The 16,305-nt window shown below is 69.5% G+C and carries 15 protein-coding genes; 12 read left to right on the plus strand and 3 right to left on the minus strand.

The genetic code is table 11. The annotated features are described in order from the left end of the window. Positions 1–137 precede the first annotated feature (137 nt). Together IXW21_RS13880 and IXW21_RS13885 are read right to left on the minus strand one after the other, a co-directional pair. A complete protein-coding gene (locus IXW21_RS13880) occupies positions 138–1,511 on the minus strand; it encodes a pyridoxal phosphate-dependent decarboxylase family protein (RefSeq protein ID WP_194764854.1) in 1,374 nt (457 codons plus the stop codon). 9 nt (positions 1,512–1,520) lie between these two features. Next, on the minus strand, positions 1,521–2,195 hold the full coding sequence (locus IXW21_RS13885; protein ID WP_194764855.1) for a TetR/AcrR family transcriptional regulator: 675 nt from the start codon (positions 2,193–2,195) through the stop codon (positions 1,521–1,523). 92 nt (positions 2,196–2,287) lie between these two features. Between IXW21_RS13885 and IXW21_RS13890 the strand changes: the two genes are divergently transcribed. From IXW21_RS13890 to IXW21_RS13925, 8 genes are read left to right on the plus strand one after another with little or no spacing between them, the layout of a single operon-like run. Continuing rightward, on the plus strand, positions 2,288–3,328 hold the full coding sequence (locus tag IXW21_RS13890) for an agmatine deiminase family protein (protein WP_194764856.1): 1,041 nt from the start codon (positions 2,288–2,290) through the stop codon (positions 3,326–3,328). Next, on the plus strand, positions 3,325–5,040 hold the full coding sequence (locus tag IXW21_RS13895) for an amidase (protein WP_194764857.1): 1,716 nt from the start codon (positions 3,325–3,327) through the stop codon (positions 5,038–5,040). The genes IXW21_RS13890 and IXW21_RS13895 overlap by 4 nt, the downstream gene beginning before the upstream one ends. Before the next feature lie 30 nt (positions 5,041–5,070). Beyond that, on the plus strand, positions 5,071–5,283 hold the full coding sequence (locus tag IXW21_RS13900; protein WP_194764858.1) for a hypothetical protein: 213 nt from the start codon (positions 5,071–5,073) through the stop codon (positions 5,281–5,283). A 3-nt stretch (positions 5,284–5,286) separates the two neighbouring features. Further along, entirely contained in the window at positions 5,287–5,490 is a 204-nt protein-coding gene (locus IXW21_RS13905; RefSeq protein WP_194764859.1) for a hypothetical protein, read from the plus strand. 54 nt (positions 5,491–5,544) lie between these two features. Beyond that, complete coding sequence (locus IXW21_RS13910) at positions 5,545–6,399, plus strand: tryptophan 2,3-dioxygenase (protein ID WP_194764860.1); 855 nt, start codon at positions 5,545–5,547, stop codon at positions 6,397–6,399. Beyond that, entirely contained in the window at positions 6,399–7,493 is a 1,095-nt protein-coding gene (locus tag IXW21_RS13915; RefSeq protein ID WP_194764861.1) for an amidohydrolase family protein, read from the plus strand. Before IXW21_RS13910 ends, IXW21_RS13915 begins: the two co-directional genes overlap by 1 nt. Before the next feature lies 1 nt (position 7,494). Further along, on the plus strand, positions 7,495–8,784 hold the full coding sequence (locus IXW21_RS13920; RefSeq protein ID WP_194764862.1) for a kynureninase: 1,290 nt from the start codon (positions 7,495–7,497) through the stop codon (positions 8,782–8,784). Next, the gene (locus tag IXW21_RS13925; protein WP_194764863.1) at positions 8,774–9,634 is read left to right on the plus strand and encodes a PaaX family transcriptional regulator C-terminal domain-containing protein; all 861 of its coding nucleotides are present in this window, start codon (positions 8,774–8,776) and stop codon (positions 9,632–9,634) included. Before IXW21_RS13920 ends, IXW21_RS13925 begins: the two co-directional genes overlap by 11 nt. Here IXW21_RS13925 and IXW21_RS13930 read toward each other — a convergent pair. Continuing rightward, entirely contained in the window at positions 9,597–10,610 is a 1,014-nt protein-coding gene (locus tag IXW21_RS13930) for a LacI family DNA-binding transcriptional regulator (protein WP_194764864.1), read from the minus strand. The genes IXW21_RS13925 and IXW21_RS13930 overlap by 38 nt on opposite strands. Positions 10,611–10,775: 165 nt before the next feature. On the opposite strand from IXW21_RS13930, the gene IXW21_RS13935 reads away from it, so the two are divergent. The 4 genes from IXW21_RS13935 (at position 10,776) to IXW21_RS13950 (ending at position 16,296) form a co-directional block, all read left to right on the plus strand. Continuing rightward, complete coding sequence (locus IXW21_RS13935; RefSeq protein WP_194764865.1) at positions 10,776–12,071, plus strand: ABC transporter substrate-binding protein; 1,296 nt, start codon at positions 10,776–10,778, stop codon at positions 12,069–12,071. Further along, positions 12,052–13,038: a carbohydrate ABC transporter permease gene (locus tag IXW21_RS13940; RefSeq protein ID WP_416361102.1), complete on the plus strand. Its 987-nt coding sequence runs from the start codon at positions 12,052–12,054 to the stop codon at positions 13,036–13,038. The genes IXW21_RS13935 and IXW21_RS13940 overlap by 20 nt, the downstream gene beginning before the upstream one ends. Next, positions 13,035–13,925 carry a carbohydrate ABC transporter permease gene (locus IXW21_RS13945; protein ID WP_194764866.1) on the plus strand — a complete coding sequence of 297 codons (891 nt, stop codon included), beginning with the start codon at positions 13,035–13,037 and terminating at the stop codon, positions 13,923–13,925. Before IXW21_RS13940 ends, IXW21_RS13945 begins: the two co-directional genes overlap by 4 nt. Before the next feature lie 67 nt (positions 13,926–13,992). Then, positions 13,993–16,296, plus strand: coding sequence for a beta-glucosidase (locus IXW21_RS13950; protein ID WP_416361103.1), 2,304 nt, complete (start codon positions 13,993–13,995; stop codon positions 16,294–16,296). The last annotated feature ends 9 nt before the right edge of the window (positions 16,297–16,305 follow it).

Below are 16,305 nucleotides of genomic sequence, written 5' to 3' on the forward strand. Positions count from 1 at the left end.
GCCCCGGCCCCTGTCCCGGCCCCGGCCCCTGCCCCGATCTGCGGACTCGGTCCCGTTCTGCGGTCGAATCCCCGCCGATCGGACGCAGAACGGGACACCGTCCGCAGATCGGGACACCACGGAACGGCGCGACCGGCCTACTTCATGGTGTCGAGGATGCCGACCAGATCGTCGAAGGTCGTGAGCGGATTGAGGATCGCGAACCGGGTGTTCGGGCGTCCGCGGTGCGAGCTCGGCACGACGAACGCGCGCTGCGAGTCGAGCAGCTCGTCGGACCAGCGGTCGTAGTCCTCGCGCTCCCACCCCTCGCGCTCGAACACCACGACCGAGAGCTGCGGATCACGCACGAGCGTGAGCTCCGGTCGAGACGCGATCTCTGCGGCGATCTGCCGGGTGAGCGCGAGCGTCGCGCTCACGGCCTCGCGGTAGGCGGTCACCCCGTAGGTCGCGAGGGAGAACCACAGCGGCAGGCCACGCGGGCGCCGGGTCAGCTGGATCGAGTAGTCCGACGGGCTGAAGTCGCCCGCGTCGGTGAGGGTGTCGAGGTATTCGGCGTGCTGCGTGTGCGCGCGGCGGCCTGCGTCGGGGTCGCGGTAGATCAGAGCGCAGCAGTCGAACGGCGCGAACAGCCACTTGTGGGGATCGACGATGACCGAGTCCGCGCGCTCGACGCCCGCGAAGATGCTCCGAGCCTCGGGGGCGAGCATCGCGGTGAGCCCGTAGGCCCCGTCGATGTGCAGCCAGAAGTCGAACTCGTCCTTGAGCGCGGCGATGCCCGCGATGTCGTCGACGATTCCGAAGTTCGTGGATCCGCCGGTGGCCACGACCGCGCAGATCTCGTCTCCGTGCTCGCGCAGCGCCTCGCGCACGGCATCCGCCCGCAGCACACCGTCGTCGCCCGCGGGAACGAGCAGCACGTCGGCATCCATGACCTTCGCCGCCGACTTGTTCGAGGAGTGCGCCTCGACGCTGCAGACGATCTTCCAGCGACGGGGCGGCTCCTTGCCGGCGTCGAGCAGCCGCGCCTTCGCGGACTCGCGAGCCGCGACCAGAGCCGACAGGTTGCCGATGGTGCCGCCCTGCACGAACACCCCGCCGGCGGTGTCGGGGAGGCCGAACTCCGAGGCCAGGAAGGACAGGACCTCGTTCTCGGCGTGCACGGCTCCGGCCCCTTCGAGCCAGCTTCCGCCGTAGAGACCGGATGCCGACACCACGAGATCGAAAGCGATCGAGGCGATCGTCGGCGCCGTCGGAATGAACGACAGGTACGACGGATGGCTCGTCGTCAGACAGGCGGGCGCGAGGATGTGCTCGAAGACGCTCAGGGCCCGCTGCGAGCCGAGCCCCGCATCCGTGATCGTCGTGCCGACCAGCCGGTTGAGCTCGGCAGGCGACTGCGGCTTGTCGAGCGGCACGTCGGCGGCGAGCATCCGGCGTCGCGAGTAGTCGAGCACGGCGTCGACGATCGCCGTCGATTCGGCCGAGGCCGCGTGCATGCGTTCTGCTCCCATGAGCTGTCCTTACCTGTGGGTGTCTGCGAGCTGTGTCGCGGCGTGGGGCGATGCGGGGGTGGCCTGTGCCGGAGCCTCGACCGACACGTCGAGCACAGCGGAGAGCGTGCGGCGAGCGAGGTCTGCGCGGTCGCGCGGTGCCCAGTGCACGAGCGAGTGGGCGCTCATGCCGTCGACCATCGCGAGCAGCATCCAGGCCGAGGATCCGGCGTCCACCCGCAGCGCCGGGTCTTCGGCGATCGCCCGCGCGATGAGGTCTTCGAGCGCGCTGTGCCACAGGTCCATCTCGGCACGCACCCTGGCGCCGAGCGCCTCGTTGCGCGCGCCGAGCGCCCATGACTGCACCCAGACCATCGCGACGTCGTCGCGCGAGTCGTCGAGCAGCGTCTCGATGAGACGCAACAGGTTCGTGCGCAGGTCGACCGTGTCGTCGTACGAGTCGATGACCTCATCGCGCTCGGCGGCGACGATCGCCGTGAACACCTCGGCGACGAACGTCTCCATCACCGGCCGGTAGTGAGCCACGAGTGCGGGCGTCACACCGACGCGGGCGGCGACGGCACGCACAGTGAGGGCTTCGAGACCGCTCTCGGTCGCCAGCGTCACGGCACCGCGAAGGATCGAGCGCTCGCGCTCTTCGGGGGGCAGGCGACGAGGTGTCGCGGCTCTTGACGTGTTCTTCATCACGGGCTACCGTAGCACTCGTTGGACACGTGTTCAACAGTGATCGCGACTCGTCATCCGCGAGGTCGCGATCAGCAGCGAGGGAGATGATCATGGCCTGGCACATGCCCGCCGAGACCGCACCGCACGACCGCACCTGGATGGCCTTCCCGGCCGAGGGGCCGACGCTCGGCGAGACCGCCGCCGAGCGCGACGAGGGCTACGCGACATGGACGGCGGTCGCCCATGCGGTCGCCGAGTTCGAGCCCGTCACGATGCTCGTCGACCCGGCAGAGATCTCCCGCGCGCGGCGGATGCTGGGCAGCGGCATCGACATCGTCGAGGCGCCCGTCGACGAGTTCTGGATGCGCGATTCCGGCCCCACCTTCGTGATCGACGACGAGCGACCCGGTGTGCTCGGCGCGGTCGACTGGATCTTCAACGGCTGGGGTGCACCCGCCTGGGCGCAGTGGCAGAAGGCGGCGCAGCACGCGCGCATCATCGCCGGTGCGGTCGGCGCGGAACTCGTCAGCTCGACGCTCGTCAACGAGGGCGGCGGCATCCATGTCGACGGCGACGGTACCGTGCTGCTCACCGAGACGGTGCAGCTCGACCCGCGGCGCAATCCCTTCGCCGACCGGCAGCGCGTCGAGGCCGAGATGGCCCGCACGATCGGCGCACGCACGGCCGTCTGGCTGCCCCGCGGACTCACGCGCGACTACGACGACTTCGGCACGAACGGGCACGTCGACATCGTCGCGACGATCGTCTCCCCGGGCAGGCTGCTGCTGCATGATCAGCAGGATCCCGAGCACCCCGACCACGCCGTGACACGCGAGCTGCGTGCGCACCTCGAGCAGCAGACGGATGCCGCCGGTCGCCGTTTCGAGATCATCGACCTGCCCGCACCCGCCACGCTGCGCGACGACGAGGGCTTCGTCGACTGGAGCTACGTCAACCACCTCGTGACGAACGACGGCGTGGTCGCGTGCGGCTTCGGCGACGAGCAGGCTGACGCGCGGGCCCGCGAGATCCTCGCCGACGTCTACCCCGGACGCCGGGTCGTCACGGTCGATGCGCGTCCGCTCTTCGATCGCGGCGGCGGTATCCACTGCATCACCCAGCAGCAGCCGAGCGTGACGGTGCACTCATGATCGACGTCGTCGAGGCCTCCATCGCCGACCTCCGGCGAGCGCTCGAGAGTAGCGCCGCCACCGCCGTCGGTCTCGTCGACGCCTACCTCGCCCGCATCGCCGCCTACGACGGCGCCGAGACCGTGACGGCCCTGAACGCGGTCGTCGTGTCGAATCCGGACGCCCGCGCGGAGGCCGAGGCATCGGATGCGCGTCGCGCGCGGGGCGACACGCTCGGGCCGCTCGACGGCATCCCGTACACCGCGAAGGACAGCTACCTGGTGCGCGGACTCACCGCCGCCGCCGGCAGCCCCGCGTTCGCCGACCTCATCGCGCAGCGCGACGCGTTCACGATCGAGCGCCTGCGTGCCGGCGGGGCGATCTGCCTGGGCCTGACGAACATGCCCCCGATGGCGAACGGCGGCATGCAGCGCGGCGTCTACGGTCGTGCCGAGAGCCCGTACAACGCGGAGTTCCTCACGGCCCCCTTCGCATCGGGGTCGTCGAACGGCTCGGGCACGGCGACCGCCGCGAGCTTCGCCGCCTTCGGCCTGGGCGAGGAGACGTGGTCGAGCGGCCGCGGCCCCGCCACGAACAACGCCCTGTGTGCCTACACCCCGTCTCGGGGCGTGATCTCGACCCGCGGCAACTGGCCGCTCGTGCCGACCATGGACGTCGTCGTGCCGCACGCTCGCACGATGGCCGACCTGCTCGAAGTGCTCGACGTGATCGTCGCCGACGACGCCGAGGTGCGCGGTGACTTCTGGCGCGCGCAGCCGTGGATCACGCTGCCGTCGGCATCCGAGGTGCGCCCGGAGTCGTATCGGCAACTCGTCGACAAGCCAGGCTCCGCGCTGCACGGGGCCCGCATCGGCATCCCGCGCATGTACATCAACGCGGACCCGGACGCCGGCACATCCGCCGCGCCGGGCATCGGCGGCCCGACCGGGCAGCGCATCGACACGCGCGCCTCGGTGATCGAGCGGTGGAAGGCCGCCCGCCGCGACCTCGAGGCCGCCGGTGCGACGGTGGTCGAGGTCGACTTCCCGGTCGTGTCGAACTACGAGGGCGATCGCCCCGGTGCGCCCACGATCGCGACGCGCGGGCTGGTATCACCGGAGTACCTGCACCGCGAGATCGTCGACCTGTCGGCGTGGGGCTGGGAGGACTTCCTGCAGGCGAACGGCGACCCGGCTCTGCACACGCTCGCCGAGGTCGACGGGGCGGCGATCTTCCCGCATCCCGACGGAGCGCTCCCCGACCGCTACACGGGCTTCGACGACGACATCGCCGAGTACCCGGGCTGGGTGCGCGAGAACCCGGGGGTCGGCTTCGAGGACATGCTCGAACTGCCCGAAGGGCTGCGCGGACTCGAAGAGACCCGCCGCGTCGACCTCGAGGAGTGGATGGACGAGCATGAGCTCGATGCCGTCGTCTTCCCGGCCGTCGCCGATGTGGGGCCCGCCGATATGGACGTGAACGAGGCATCCGCCGACCTCGGCTGGCGCAACGGCACCTGGATCGCCCACGGCAACCTGACCGTGCGGCACCTCGGCATCCCGACAGTCACCGTGCCGATGGGGCTCATGGCCGACATCGGCATGCCGATCGGCCTCACGTTCGCCGGGCGCGCCTACGACGACTCGACACTGCTGCGTCTCGCGGCCGACTTCGAGGCGATCGGTGCGCCCGGCGAGCGACGCACCGCTCCCCCGCGCACACCGAGGCTGTGACACAGCGAGTCCCGGGTCTACCCTGAGCACATGGACACCGGGGCGTTTCTGCTCGTCTTGCTCCTGCCCTTCGGCCTGGGCATCTTCGTCGCTGCGGTCGCGCTGCTGCACGGCGCCTCGGCGGGGGTCAACGCTGTGCTCGTCAGCATGAAGGACCGCGTGAGCGTCAGCAGTCGATCTCGAAGAGAGCGCGCCTACGTGCGCAGGCATCAACGCGACACGTCTCGCGCCGGTCGGCTCTGACGCATGGACACCGGGGCGATTCCCTTCCTGCTGTTCGTGGTTCCGTTCTGGGCGGGCGTCATCAGCGTGGGCATCATCCTCGTGCTCCTGATCCCGATCGGGATCAACGTCGCGATCCGGATCGTCATCGACAGCATCATCGCGACCCGACGGCGAGGCCGTGGTGACACCGAGGCCCAGCGGTCGCACAACATTTCACTATTGTGACGCCCGGCACGATTGTTATATGTTCTTCCTGTCCCCCACAGCAGGAAGCGAACCATGAGCACCGAGAAGAACGAGCGCGAGCTCGAAGCCGGCATCGTCACCGATCTGGCCGGACGCATGACCTACGGGTCGTATCTGTCGCTCGACCAGCTGCTCACCGCGCAGAACCCGGTCAGCGTCCCTGAGCACCACGACGAGCTGCTGTTCATCATCCAGCACCAGACCACGGAGCTCTGGCTCAAGCAGCTGCTGCATGAACTGTCATCCGCCCGCGAACTGCTCGCGAGCGACGACCTGCGAGAAGCCCTGAAGCGGGTCGCGCGCGTCAAGCGCATCCAGGACGTCATGACCCAGCAGTGGGCGATCCTGGCGACACTCACCCCGACCGAGTACGCGCAGTTCCGCGGCGCGCTCGGCAGCTCCTCGGGCTTCCAGTCGGTGCAGTACCGCGCCGTGGAGTTCGCCCTCGGCAACAAGAACGAGAAGATGCTCAGCGTCTTCAGCGACCACCCCGCGAACCTCGCGCTGCTCACCGCCGAATGGCACAAGCCCACCCTCTATGACGAGTTCCTGCGCTACGCCTCGCGGCGCGGACTCCCGATCCCCACGGAGATCCTCGACCGCGACGTGCGCCTCCCCTACCGCGAGACGCCCGAGCTCGTGCCCGCGATCCGCGAGATCTACCAGAACCACCAGGAGCACTGGGATCTTTACGAGGCATGCGAGGATCTCGTCGACCTCGAGGACAACTTCCAGTTCTGGCGCTTCCGCCACCTGAAGACCGTGGCCCGCACCATCGGCATGAAGGTCGGCACCGGTGGCTCGAGCGGAGTCGGATTCCTGCAGCGTGCCCTCGACCTCACGTTCTTCCCCGAGCTGTACACCGTGCGCACCGAGATCGGCGGCTGATGCACGCGGCGACGTTCTTCGACGGAGACGGATGGCACGACGGCGTCGTCGAGCTGATCGAGGGACGGATCACGCTGCGCGATGACGTCCCCTCCCCCGATCTGCCCCGTCTCGACGGCGTCGTCGTCGGCGGCTTCACCGACCACCACGTGCACCTGCAGCTCGTCGATCACGCTCTGCTGCACACCTCGACGATCGGCCGCGTGGTCGACCTCGGCGCGAGTCCCACGGTGATAGCCGATCTCGCCGCGACCATGAGCACGGTCAGGATGAGCGTGGCCGCACCATCAGGGGTCGAAGATGTGCCCGCCGATCGTGGCGCGGTCGAAAACGCACCCGAATCGGCCCAGTCCGGTGCGTTCTCGACCCCGCACGCGGTCGCCGTCGACTTCGCGGGGGCGTTCCTCACCCCGGTCGGCGGATACCCGAGCGACCGGGACTGGGCACCCGCAGGCTCGTTCCGCGAGATCGCGGACGTCGCAGCCGCCGAGCGTGCGATCGCCGAGATGGCGGATGCCGGAGCATCCTGCATTAAGGTCGCGAACAACAGCACGGCGGGCCCGGTGTTCGACGACGACCTCCTCCGCGCGATCACAGAGGCCGCGGGCGCATACCGGCTTCCCGTCGTCGCGCACGCGGAAGGACCGGGACAGGCACAGCGCGCTGCTCGTCTCGGCGCCGCCTTGCTCGCACACACCCCGTTCACCGAGCGGCTCGACGATGCCTCGATCGCCACCCAGGCGGCATCCGTCTCGTGGATCTCGACGCTCGCGATCCACGACGGCGGCGCGCTGTCGACGGCGATCGACAACGTCCGCCGCTTCCATGCGGCCGGCGGCACGGTTCTCTACGGCACCGACATGGGCAACGGACCGACGCCGGTCGACCTCAACACCGCCGAACTCGACGCTCTCCGAGCCGCGGGCCTCACCGGCACCGACCTGCTCCGTGCCCTCGCACCGCAGGATCCTCGCGATCCCGCATCCCTGCTGCTTTTCATACCCGGCCACGACCCCGTCCCCGGCGCCGGCACCGACACCGACGCCGACCCGACTCTCGCCCGCCCGCTGACCAGCGCTGATCTGAAGGCATGACATGACCGACACCACCGACTCCGCCCGCACCGAAACCCGCACCGAAACCCGCACCGACACCCGCATCGACGCCGCCCTGCTCGACACAGCCCGCGCCCTCGACGCCGCCGACCCGCTGCGCGCGCACCTCGACGCGTTCGCCGACGCACCGGGCGTCGGCGCCTACCTCGACGGCAACTCACTCGGCCGTCCGCTGCGCGACACCCCCGAGAAGCTCGCCGCCTTCGTCCGCGACGACTGGGGCACGCGCCTGATCCGCTCGTGGGACGAACAGTGGATGACCCTTCCGATGGAGCTCGGCGACCGCATCGGCGCCCTCACCCTCGGCGCCGCTGCGGGGCAGACCGTGGTCGCCGATTCGACGAGCGTGCTGATCTACAAGCTGATGCGCGCCGCCGCGACCGCCGATCCGACCCGCACCGAGCTCGTGATCGAGGCGGGCAACTTCCCGACCGACCGCTTCATGGCCACGGGCGTCGCCGCCGAGACCGGCATGACCGTGCGCTGGATCGAGCCCGACCCGGTGCTCGGCGTGCAGATCGCCGACGTGGTCGCCGTGATGTCCGACAAGACGGCGCTCGTCTCGCTGAGCCACGTCGACTACCGTTCCGGCGCCCTCGCCGACATGCCCGCCATCACAGATGCGGTGCACGAGGTCGGTGCGCTGATGATGTGGGATCTCTGTCACTCGGCGGGCGTCATCCCGATGCAGCTCGACGCCTGGGGCGTCGACATGGCGGTCGGATGCACCTACAAATATCTCAACGGGGGTCCCGGATCCCCCGCTTTCGCCTACCTGCGGCACGAGCACCAGGGTGTGCTGCGCCAGCCGATCCAGGGCTGGTGGAGCGCCGCCGACATCTTCGCGATGGGACCCGAGTACGTGCCGGCCAGCGATATCCGCCAGCTCCTCAGCGGCACTCCCCCGGTGACCTCGATGGTCGCGATGCAGGGGATGCTCGATCTGATCGAGCAGGCGAGCATCGACGGCGTCCGCGAGAAGGCGAAGTCCCTCACCGACTTCGCCGTGCGCGCCTACGACGAGCTGCTCGCGCCGCTCGACGTGCGCCTGCTCAGCCCGCGCGACGCCGACCTGCGCGGAGGCCACGTCACGATCGGACACCCCGATTTCCGCGCCGTGACGCAGCGCCTGTGGGCCGACGGGATCATCCCGGACTTCCGCTTCCCCGACGGCATCCGCCTGGGACTCTCGCCGCTCAGCACCTCGCACGCCGAGACGCTCACGGGCGTGCTCGCGGTGCGCGATGCTCTGGAGTCGCATGACCGCTGAGCCCTCCGGAGAGGTCGTGGAGAGCCCCGTGCTCGACGACATCGATGCCCGCCCGGGCAGCACGGCCTCCCTTCTCCGCACGATCGTCGGACTCTACCTGCGCCCCCTCGGCGGATGGATCTCGGCCGCCGATCTCGTCTCGCTCGCGGGTGACCTCGGAATCCCGACGGCGCAGGCGCGCACCGGCATCACCCGTCTCAAGCAAAAAGGTCTGCTGCTCGCCGAGCGGGCGCATGCGGTCGGTTACCGGGTCAATCCGGATGCCTTCACGATGCTCGAGCGCGGAGATCGGCGCATCTTCGAGATGCGCGAGATGACGGATGCCGACAGCTGGTGCCTCATCTCGTTCTCGATCCCCGAGAGCGCGCGCAGCATCCGCCACCAGCTGCGCCGCCGGTTGCAGTGGATCGGTGCGGGAGTCGTGTCGCCCGCACTGTGGATCTGCCCCGGTCATCTGCAGGACGAGGTCGTCGAGATCGTCGCGGAGCTCGACGCCCGCGCCTGGGTGACGCTGTTCCAAGCAGGGGCCCCGACGACGCCGCGCACGCTGCCGCAGGCCGCGGCCGAGTGGTGGGACCTCGACGCGCTGCGCGACGAGCACCTCGCCTTCCAGCAATCGCTGGCGGCTCTGCCCGACGAGGCGTTCGCCGCCTATGTGCGACTGATCGACAGCTGGCGCGTGCTGCCGTACATCGACCCGGGCCTTCCGCCGTCGATGCTCCCTGCCGACTGGCCGGGCGGACGCAGCTACGCCGAGTTCGCGCACCTGTCGTCGACTCTGGCGGATGCCGCGTGGCAGCACGTCCGTGAGCTCACCGGGGCAGTCGCTGCGGAGGCGGCGCGGTCGTAGCCCGCACCACGAGTCGGGTGGGCAGGATCACGTTCATCTCGTCGATCTCGCCGCCCGACAGCAGCGTGAACACCATCTCGGCCGCCACCGCGCCCAGCCGGCGCATCGGCTGCTGGATGGTCGTGAGCGGCAGAGCCCGTCTGGTCGCCTCGGGCACGTCGTCGAAGCCCACCACCGAGAGGTCGGCCGGAACCCGCAGCCCGAGCTGGTGGGCGACGTCGATCACCGCGATCGCCGACAGGTCGTTCGCGGCGAAGACCGCCGTGGGTCGGGAGTCACCGGTGAGCATGACCCGCGCCGACTCGCGCGTCGCCTCGAGCTCGTAGCGACCGACGCCGATCAGGGCGGGGTCGAGAGGGATGCCCGCATCTGAGAGCGCACGTCGATAGCCGGCGTCGCGCAGACCGGCCGACCGCAGATCGGGGCGCCCGGCGAGGAAGCCGATGCGACGGTGCCCGAGCTCGATCAGGTGCCGGGTGGCGGCGAGCGCTCCCCCGAAGCTGTCGGATTCCACCGTCGGCAGGTCTGCGCGGCCCGTGTGCGGGTCGACGGCCACGACGGGGATCTCCGTGCCGGCGCTCACGACGGTCGGTGTCACCATGATCGCGGCATCGATCAGTGTGCCGGAGAGCCTGCTGAGCGACCTCCGCTCCCAGCCGTCGCTGGCGCCGTGGTGCGAGCCCGCGTAGGCGAGCAGGTCGAAGCCCGTGTCATGCATGGCCGCGCCGACGCCCTTGAGGATCTCGGCGCTGAACGGCTCGAAGTCCGCCAGGAGCACCCCGACCACCCCGGTACGCCGGGCGCGCATGCTGCTCGCGACGAGGCTCGACTCGTAGCCGAGGTCCTGCACGGCATCGAGCACGCGCTGCACCGTGGCATCCGCGATCCCGTAGCGCCCGTTGACCGCCTTCGACACCGTCGACACCGAGACGCCCGCCGCTTTCGCGACGTCGTGGATCGTGGTGCGCGCTCCCATGAGACGCCAGCGTAGCTCCGCGAGTCCGCTCGCGGAAACTGTTTTCGAAAACGTTTGACGATCATCACCGCCGACTGAAGACTGCATCCCACTGCGGTCTCGCCCGAGCCTCCGCAGGCGCCCGCATCGACGCGGCGCGCACATCTCGATGAGGAGAACGATCACATGAACAGCAGAAGGCTCCCCCTCGCCGCCGCGGTCTCGGTGCTGGCCGTCGGAGCGCTCGCGCTCTCGGGCTGCACCGGCGACACCTCTGGCAGCGGAGACGGTGACGGCACCACCATGACGCTCTGGCACAACTCCACGACCGGCCCCGGAGTGGAGTTCTGGGAGAAGACGGTCGCCGACTTCGAAGCCGAGAACGACGGCGTCACGATCGAGATCCAGTCGGTGCAGAACGAGGACCTCGACGGCAAGATGCAGACGGCGCTCAACTCGGGCGATGCCCCCGACATCTTCCTGCAGCGCGGCGGCGGCAAGATGGCGGCGATGGTCAAGGCCGGTCAGCTCAAGGACCTCACCGACTCGATCGCCGGCGGCGCGAAGGATGAGATCCCGGATGCCGCGTACTCGGCCAACAGCCTCGACGGCAAGATCTACGCCATGCCGGTGGCCGTGCTCCCCGGCGGGCTGTTCTACAGCCAGGATCTGTTCGACGAGGCGGGCATCACCGAGAACCCGACCACGCTCGACGAGCTCGAGACGGCGAACGCCGCGCTGAAGTCCGCGGGCATCGAGCCGATCGCCCTCGGCGCCAAGGATGCCTGGCCGGCCGCGCACTGGTACTACTGGCTGGCCCTGCGCGAGTGCAGCTCCGACACCCTCGCCGCGGCCGCCGACGAGATGGACTTCAGCGACGACTGCTGGGTGCGCGCCGGTGAGGATCTGCAGGCGTTCGCCGCGACCGAGCCGTTCAACTCCGGCTTCCTGACGACCACCGCACAGCAGGGCGCCGGCAGCTCGGCGGGACTCATCGCGAATCACAAGGCCGCCATGGAGCTGATGGGCGCGTGGAACCCCGGCGTCATCGGCTCGCTCACCCCCGATCAGCAGCCGCTCGCCGACCTCAGCTGGTTCCCGTTCCCCGAGGTCGACGGCGGCGACGGCGAACCCGGGTCGATGATGGGCGGCGTCGACGGCTACTCGTGCGCGGTCGATGCGCCCGACGCCTGCGTCGACTTCCTCAACTACCTCGGCACCTCGGCCGTGCAGACCGAGTACTACAAGGCCTTCAACGCCCCGCCGGTCAACACCGTCGCGCAGGAGGCCGTCACCGAGCCATACCTGCAGAAGATCCTCGCCGCGTACAACGACGCACCGTACGCGACGCAGTGGCTCGACACCGTCTACGGACAGAACGTCGGCAATGCGCTGAACGTCGCAGTCGTCGACCTGCTCGCGGGCAACAGCTTTGCGGAGGACCTCGTCAAGGCCGTGCAGGATGCCGCAGCGAAAGCGTGAGAAGGGTGTCCGGCTGGAAGTGATGCTTCTGGCCGGACCCGCCCTTCTCGTCTTCCTCGCCTTCGTCATCTTCCCGGTGCTGATGGCGGCGTACTACGGCTTCTTCAGCTGGCAGGGCTACGGTCCGCCCACCGACTTCGTCGGGCTGAAGAACTACCTGACGATCCTCCAGGATCCGCTGTTCCACGATGCGCTCGCGCACAACGGCTTCATCCTGGTCTTCTCGCTCGTGCTGCAGGGGCCGATCGCGATCCTCCTGGCGCTGCTCCTGAACCGCAGGATGCGGGGCCAGTCGCTCATCCGCGTGCTGATCTTCGTGCCCTATGTGATCTCGGAGGTCGTGGTGGGAACCGGATGGAGCCTCATGCTCCAGACCAACGGCGCCCTCAACGCGATGCTGACGAACATGGGGCTGGGATTCCTCGCCACCGACTGGCTGTCGGATCCGGGGATCGCGATCTGGACCCTGATGGCGATCATCACGTGGAAGTACATCGGCTTCGCCGTCATCCTGTTCCTCGCCGGCCTGCAGGGCATCCCCGAGGAGCTGCACGAGGCGGCGGCGATCGACGGGGCCTCGTACTGGCAGATCCAGTGGGCCATCACCCTGCCGCTGCTCGCCCCGACGCTGCGCATCTGGGCGTTCCTGTCGATCATCGGCTCGCTGCAGCTGTTCGATCTCGTCTACATCATCTGGGGGCAGTACATCGCCTCGACCGCCGGCACCTCGACCATGGCGACGTACATGGTGTCGGAGGGGCGCAACGCCGGCAACTACGGCTACGGCAACGCGGTCGCCGTGGTGCTGTTCCTGATCTCGCTCGTCGTCGCCCTGATCTATCAGCGCGCGGTGCTGCGCAAGGACACCGACGGAGCCCTCACCGGCACCTCGGGCTGCACGAAGACACGACGGTCGCGGAATGCCGAACCCGTCGCACCCGAACTCGAGAAGGAGCTGGTCCGATGACCGCCACCTCGGTACTCGTCACCCAGCGGCCCGGACGCTCCGGTCGCGCGGGCCGCGCCGCCAAGCCGCCGCTGCCCTGGGCGAATCCGGCGGTGTACTTCGTCGCGCTGATCGCCGTCGGGCTGATGCTCGCTCCGATCGCGTACATCATCACCGGTGGATTCCGCACGAACGCGCAGATCACCACCGATCCGGCAGGCTTCCCGGCACCCTGGGTGGCGTCGAACTACCTCGACGTGCTCACCGGCGACGTGTTCTGGCGCCTCGTCGGAAATTCGACGATCGTCGCCCTCGCGACCACCGTCGGTACCGTCGCCCTGGGACTCATGGCCGCGTACGTGCTGGCCCGCTACCGGTTCGCCGGCCGCGGCGTGCTCTACGCGTTCTTCGCCGCGGGCCTCATGTTCCCGCTCACCGTCGCGATTACCCCGCTGTACATCGTCGTGCGCAGCCTCGGGCTCATGAACTCGCTCGGCGGCGTCATCCTGCCGCAGATCGCGTTCGCCCTGCCGACCACGATCATCATCCTCGTGCCGTTCCTGCGGGCGATCCCGGACGAGATCCAGGAGGCCTCGTTCATCGACGGATGCAGCCGCCTCGGTTTCTTCTGGCGGATGGTGCTGCCGCTCTCGCTGCCGGGGGTCATCACCACCGGCATCCTGGCCTTCATCGGCAGCTGGAACGGCTACCTGCTGCCCCTGTTCATCCTCAACGACCAGGCGGCGTTCACGCTGCCGCTCGGGGTGCAGTCGTTCGCGTCGCAGTACTCAGTCGACACCGCGAAGGTGCTGGCCTTCACCTCGCTGTCGATGATCCCGGCGCTGATCTTCTTCAGCCTGTTCGAGCGGCGCATCGTCGGAGGGCTCACCGGTGCGGTCAAGGGCTGAGTCGACCGCACCGGAGTCCCCGGCCGCCGACACCGTCGACGCCGACGACGCCATCGAGAAAGAGACCATGATGCCGCAATCCCCCGGCTCCACCCCCCTCTCCCCGCGCGTGAGCGCACTCCTCGACGCGATGACCCTCGACGAGAAGCAGGCGCAGCTCGTCGGCTTCTGGGTCGATCAGGGATCCGAGGTCGTCGCCCCGATGTCGGGCGAGAAGAAGAGCTCATCGCGCTATGAGGAGGCGTCCGCGCACGGGATCGGCCACCTCACGCGCGTGTTCGGCACCCGTCCGGTCGATCCGGTCGAGCGCGCGGCCTGGCTGTGGGCCGAGCAGCGCCGCCTGCAGCAGGAGACCCGACTCGGCATCCCGGCGATCGTGCACGAGGAATGCCTGACCGGGCTCGCGGCGTGGAAGGCCGCGACCTTCCCGACGCCCCTCGCCTGGGGCGCCGCCTTCGACCCCGAGCTGGTCGAGGAGGTCGGTCGCGCGGTCGGGTCGTCCATGCGCGCCCTCGGCATCCATCAGGGACTCGCCCCCGTGCTCGATGTCATCCGCGATCCCCGCTGGGGCCGGGTCGACGAGTGCATCGCCGAGGATCCGCTGGTGGTCGGCCGGGTCGGCACCGCCTACGTGCGCGGGTTGCAGTCCGAGGGAGTGCACGCGACGCTCAAGCACTTCGTCGGATACTCGGCGTCGAAGGCCGGGCGCAACCATGCGCCCGTGAGCATCGGGCAGCGCGAGATCGAAGACGTGCTCCTGCCGCCGTTCGAGATGGCGGTGCGCGAGGGCGGAGCGCGCAGCGTGATGAACTCGTACACCGACATCGACGGTGTACCGCTCGCAGCCGATCCGCGCTATCTCACCGGCATCCTGCGCGAGCGCTGGGGCTTCGAGGGCGTCGTCGTCTCGGACTACTTCTCGGTCGACTTCCTGCAGAGCATGCAGCGGATCGCCGCCGACTCCGCCGACGCCGCGCGGCTCGCGATCACCGCGGGGATCGACGTCGAGCTGCCCTCTCCCGACGCCTTCGCGACTCTCGCCGACCAGGTGCGCGACGGTCGTCTCGCCCCCGAGGTGCTCGACCGGGCGGTCGCGCGGGTGCTCGCCCAGAAGGAGGAGCTCGGGCTGCTGGATGCCGACTTCGACACACCGCCGACGTCGATCGACCTCGACCCCGTCGAGCATCGAGCACTCGCCCGGCGGCTCGCCGAGGAGTCGGTCGTGCTGCTGAGCAACGACGGGATCCTGCCCCTCGACCCGGCGGGTGCAGCGCGCATCGCGGTGATCGGCCCGAACGCCGACAGTACCGAGGCGCTGATGGGCTGCTACTCGTTCGTCAACCATGTGCTCGCCCATCACCCCGAGACACCCGCGGGAATCGAGCTGCCGACCGTCGCCGCGGCTCTGCGTACGGAATTCCCGGAGGCCGAGATCACGACCACGGCCGGATGCGCCGTCGAGGGCGCCGACCGCTCCGGCATCCCCGACGCCGTCGAGGCCGCGACGGGCGCCGATGTCGCGATCGTCGTCGTCGGAGATCGCGCCGGCCTGTTCGGACGCGGCACCGTGGGTGAGGGCAACGACGTCGAGGACCTCGAGCTGCCGGGTGTGCAGCGCGACCTCGTCGAGGCGATCGTCGCGACGGGCACCCCTGTGGTCCTGATCTCGATGACCGGTCGCCCGTATGTGCTCGACTGGGCGCTGCCTCCCCGTGCCGGGGCCACCGGTGCGATGACCGGGCTCGGAGCCGTGGATGCCGACGCATCGGCAAGCGCTTCACCTGCCGGTCGCCCGGCCGCTGTGCTGCAGACGTTCTTCCCCGGCGAGGAGGGCGCGCCCGCGCTCGCCCGGCTGCTGAGCGGACGAGTCGCCCCGTCGGGCCGTCTCCCCGTCTCGCTGCCGCGGTCGGCGGGTGCCCAGCCGTACTCGTACCTGCACCCCGTGCTCGGCGGACGGACGGATGTGACGAGCGCCGACTCGACACCCGTGCGCCCGTTCGGATTCGGCCTCAGCTACACGACGTTCATGCATCACGATCTCGCCGTGCCCCCGACGGTCGCCGCGGCCGAGACGTTCCGCGCGACCGTGCGGGTGCGCAACACCGGCGCGGTCGAGGCGACGGATGTCGTGCAGCTCTACGCGATCGACGAGGTCGCGAGCGTGACGCGGCCGGTCGCCCAACTGCTCGACTTCCGTCGGGTGGCCCTGCCGCCGGGCCGCGAGACGGTCGTCGAGTTCGACGTGCCGATCGAACGACTCGCATTCACGGGTCTCGACGGAGTGAAACGCGTCGAGACGGGCAGCATCCGACTGTGGGTCGGCGGCGCCTGCGACGACGAGGAGACGGTGGCGCGGCTCGAGATCGTCTGATCAGGCGCG

Source organism: Microbacterium sp. UFMG61, assembly GCF_015354505.1.
Taxonomy (GTDB): domain Bacteria; phylum Actinomycetota; class Actinomycetes; order Actinomycetales; family Microbacteriaceae; genus Microbacterium.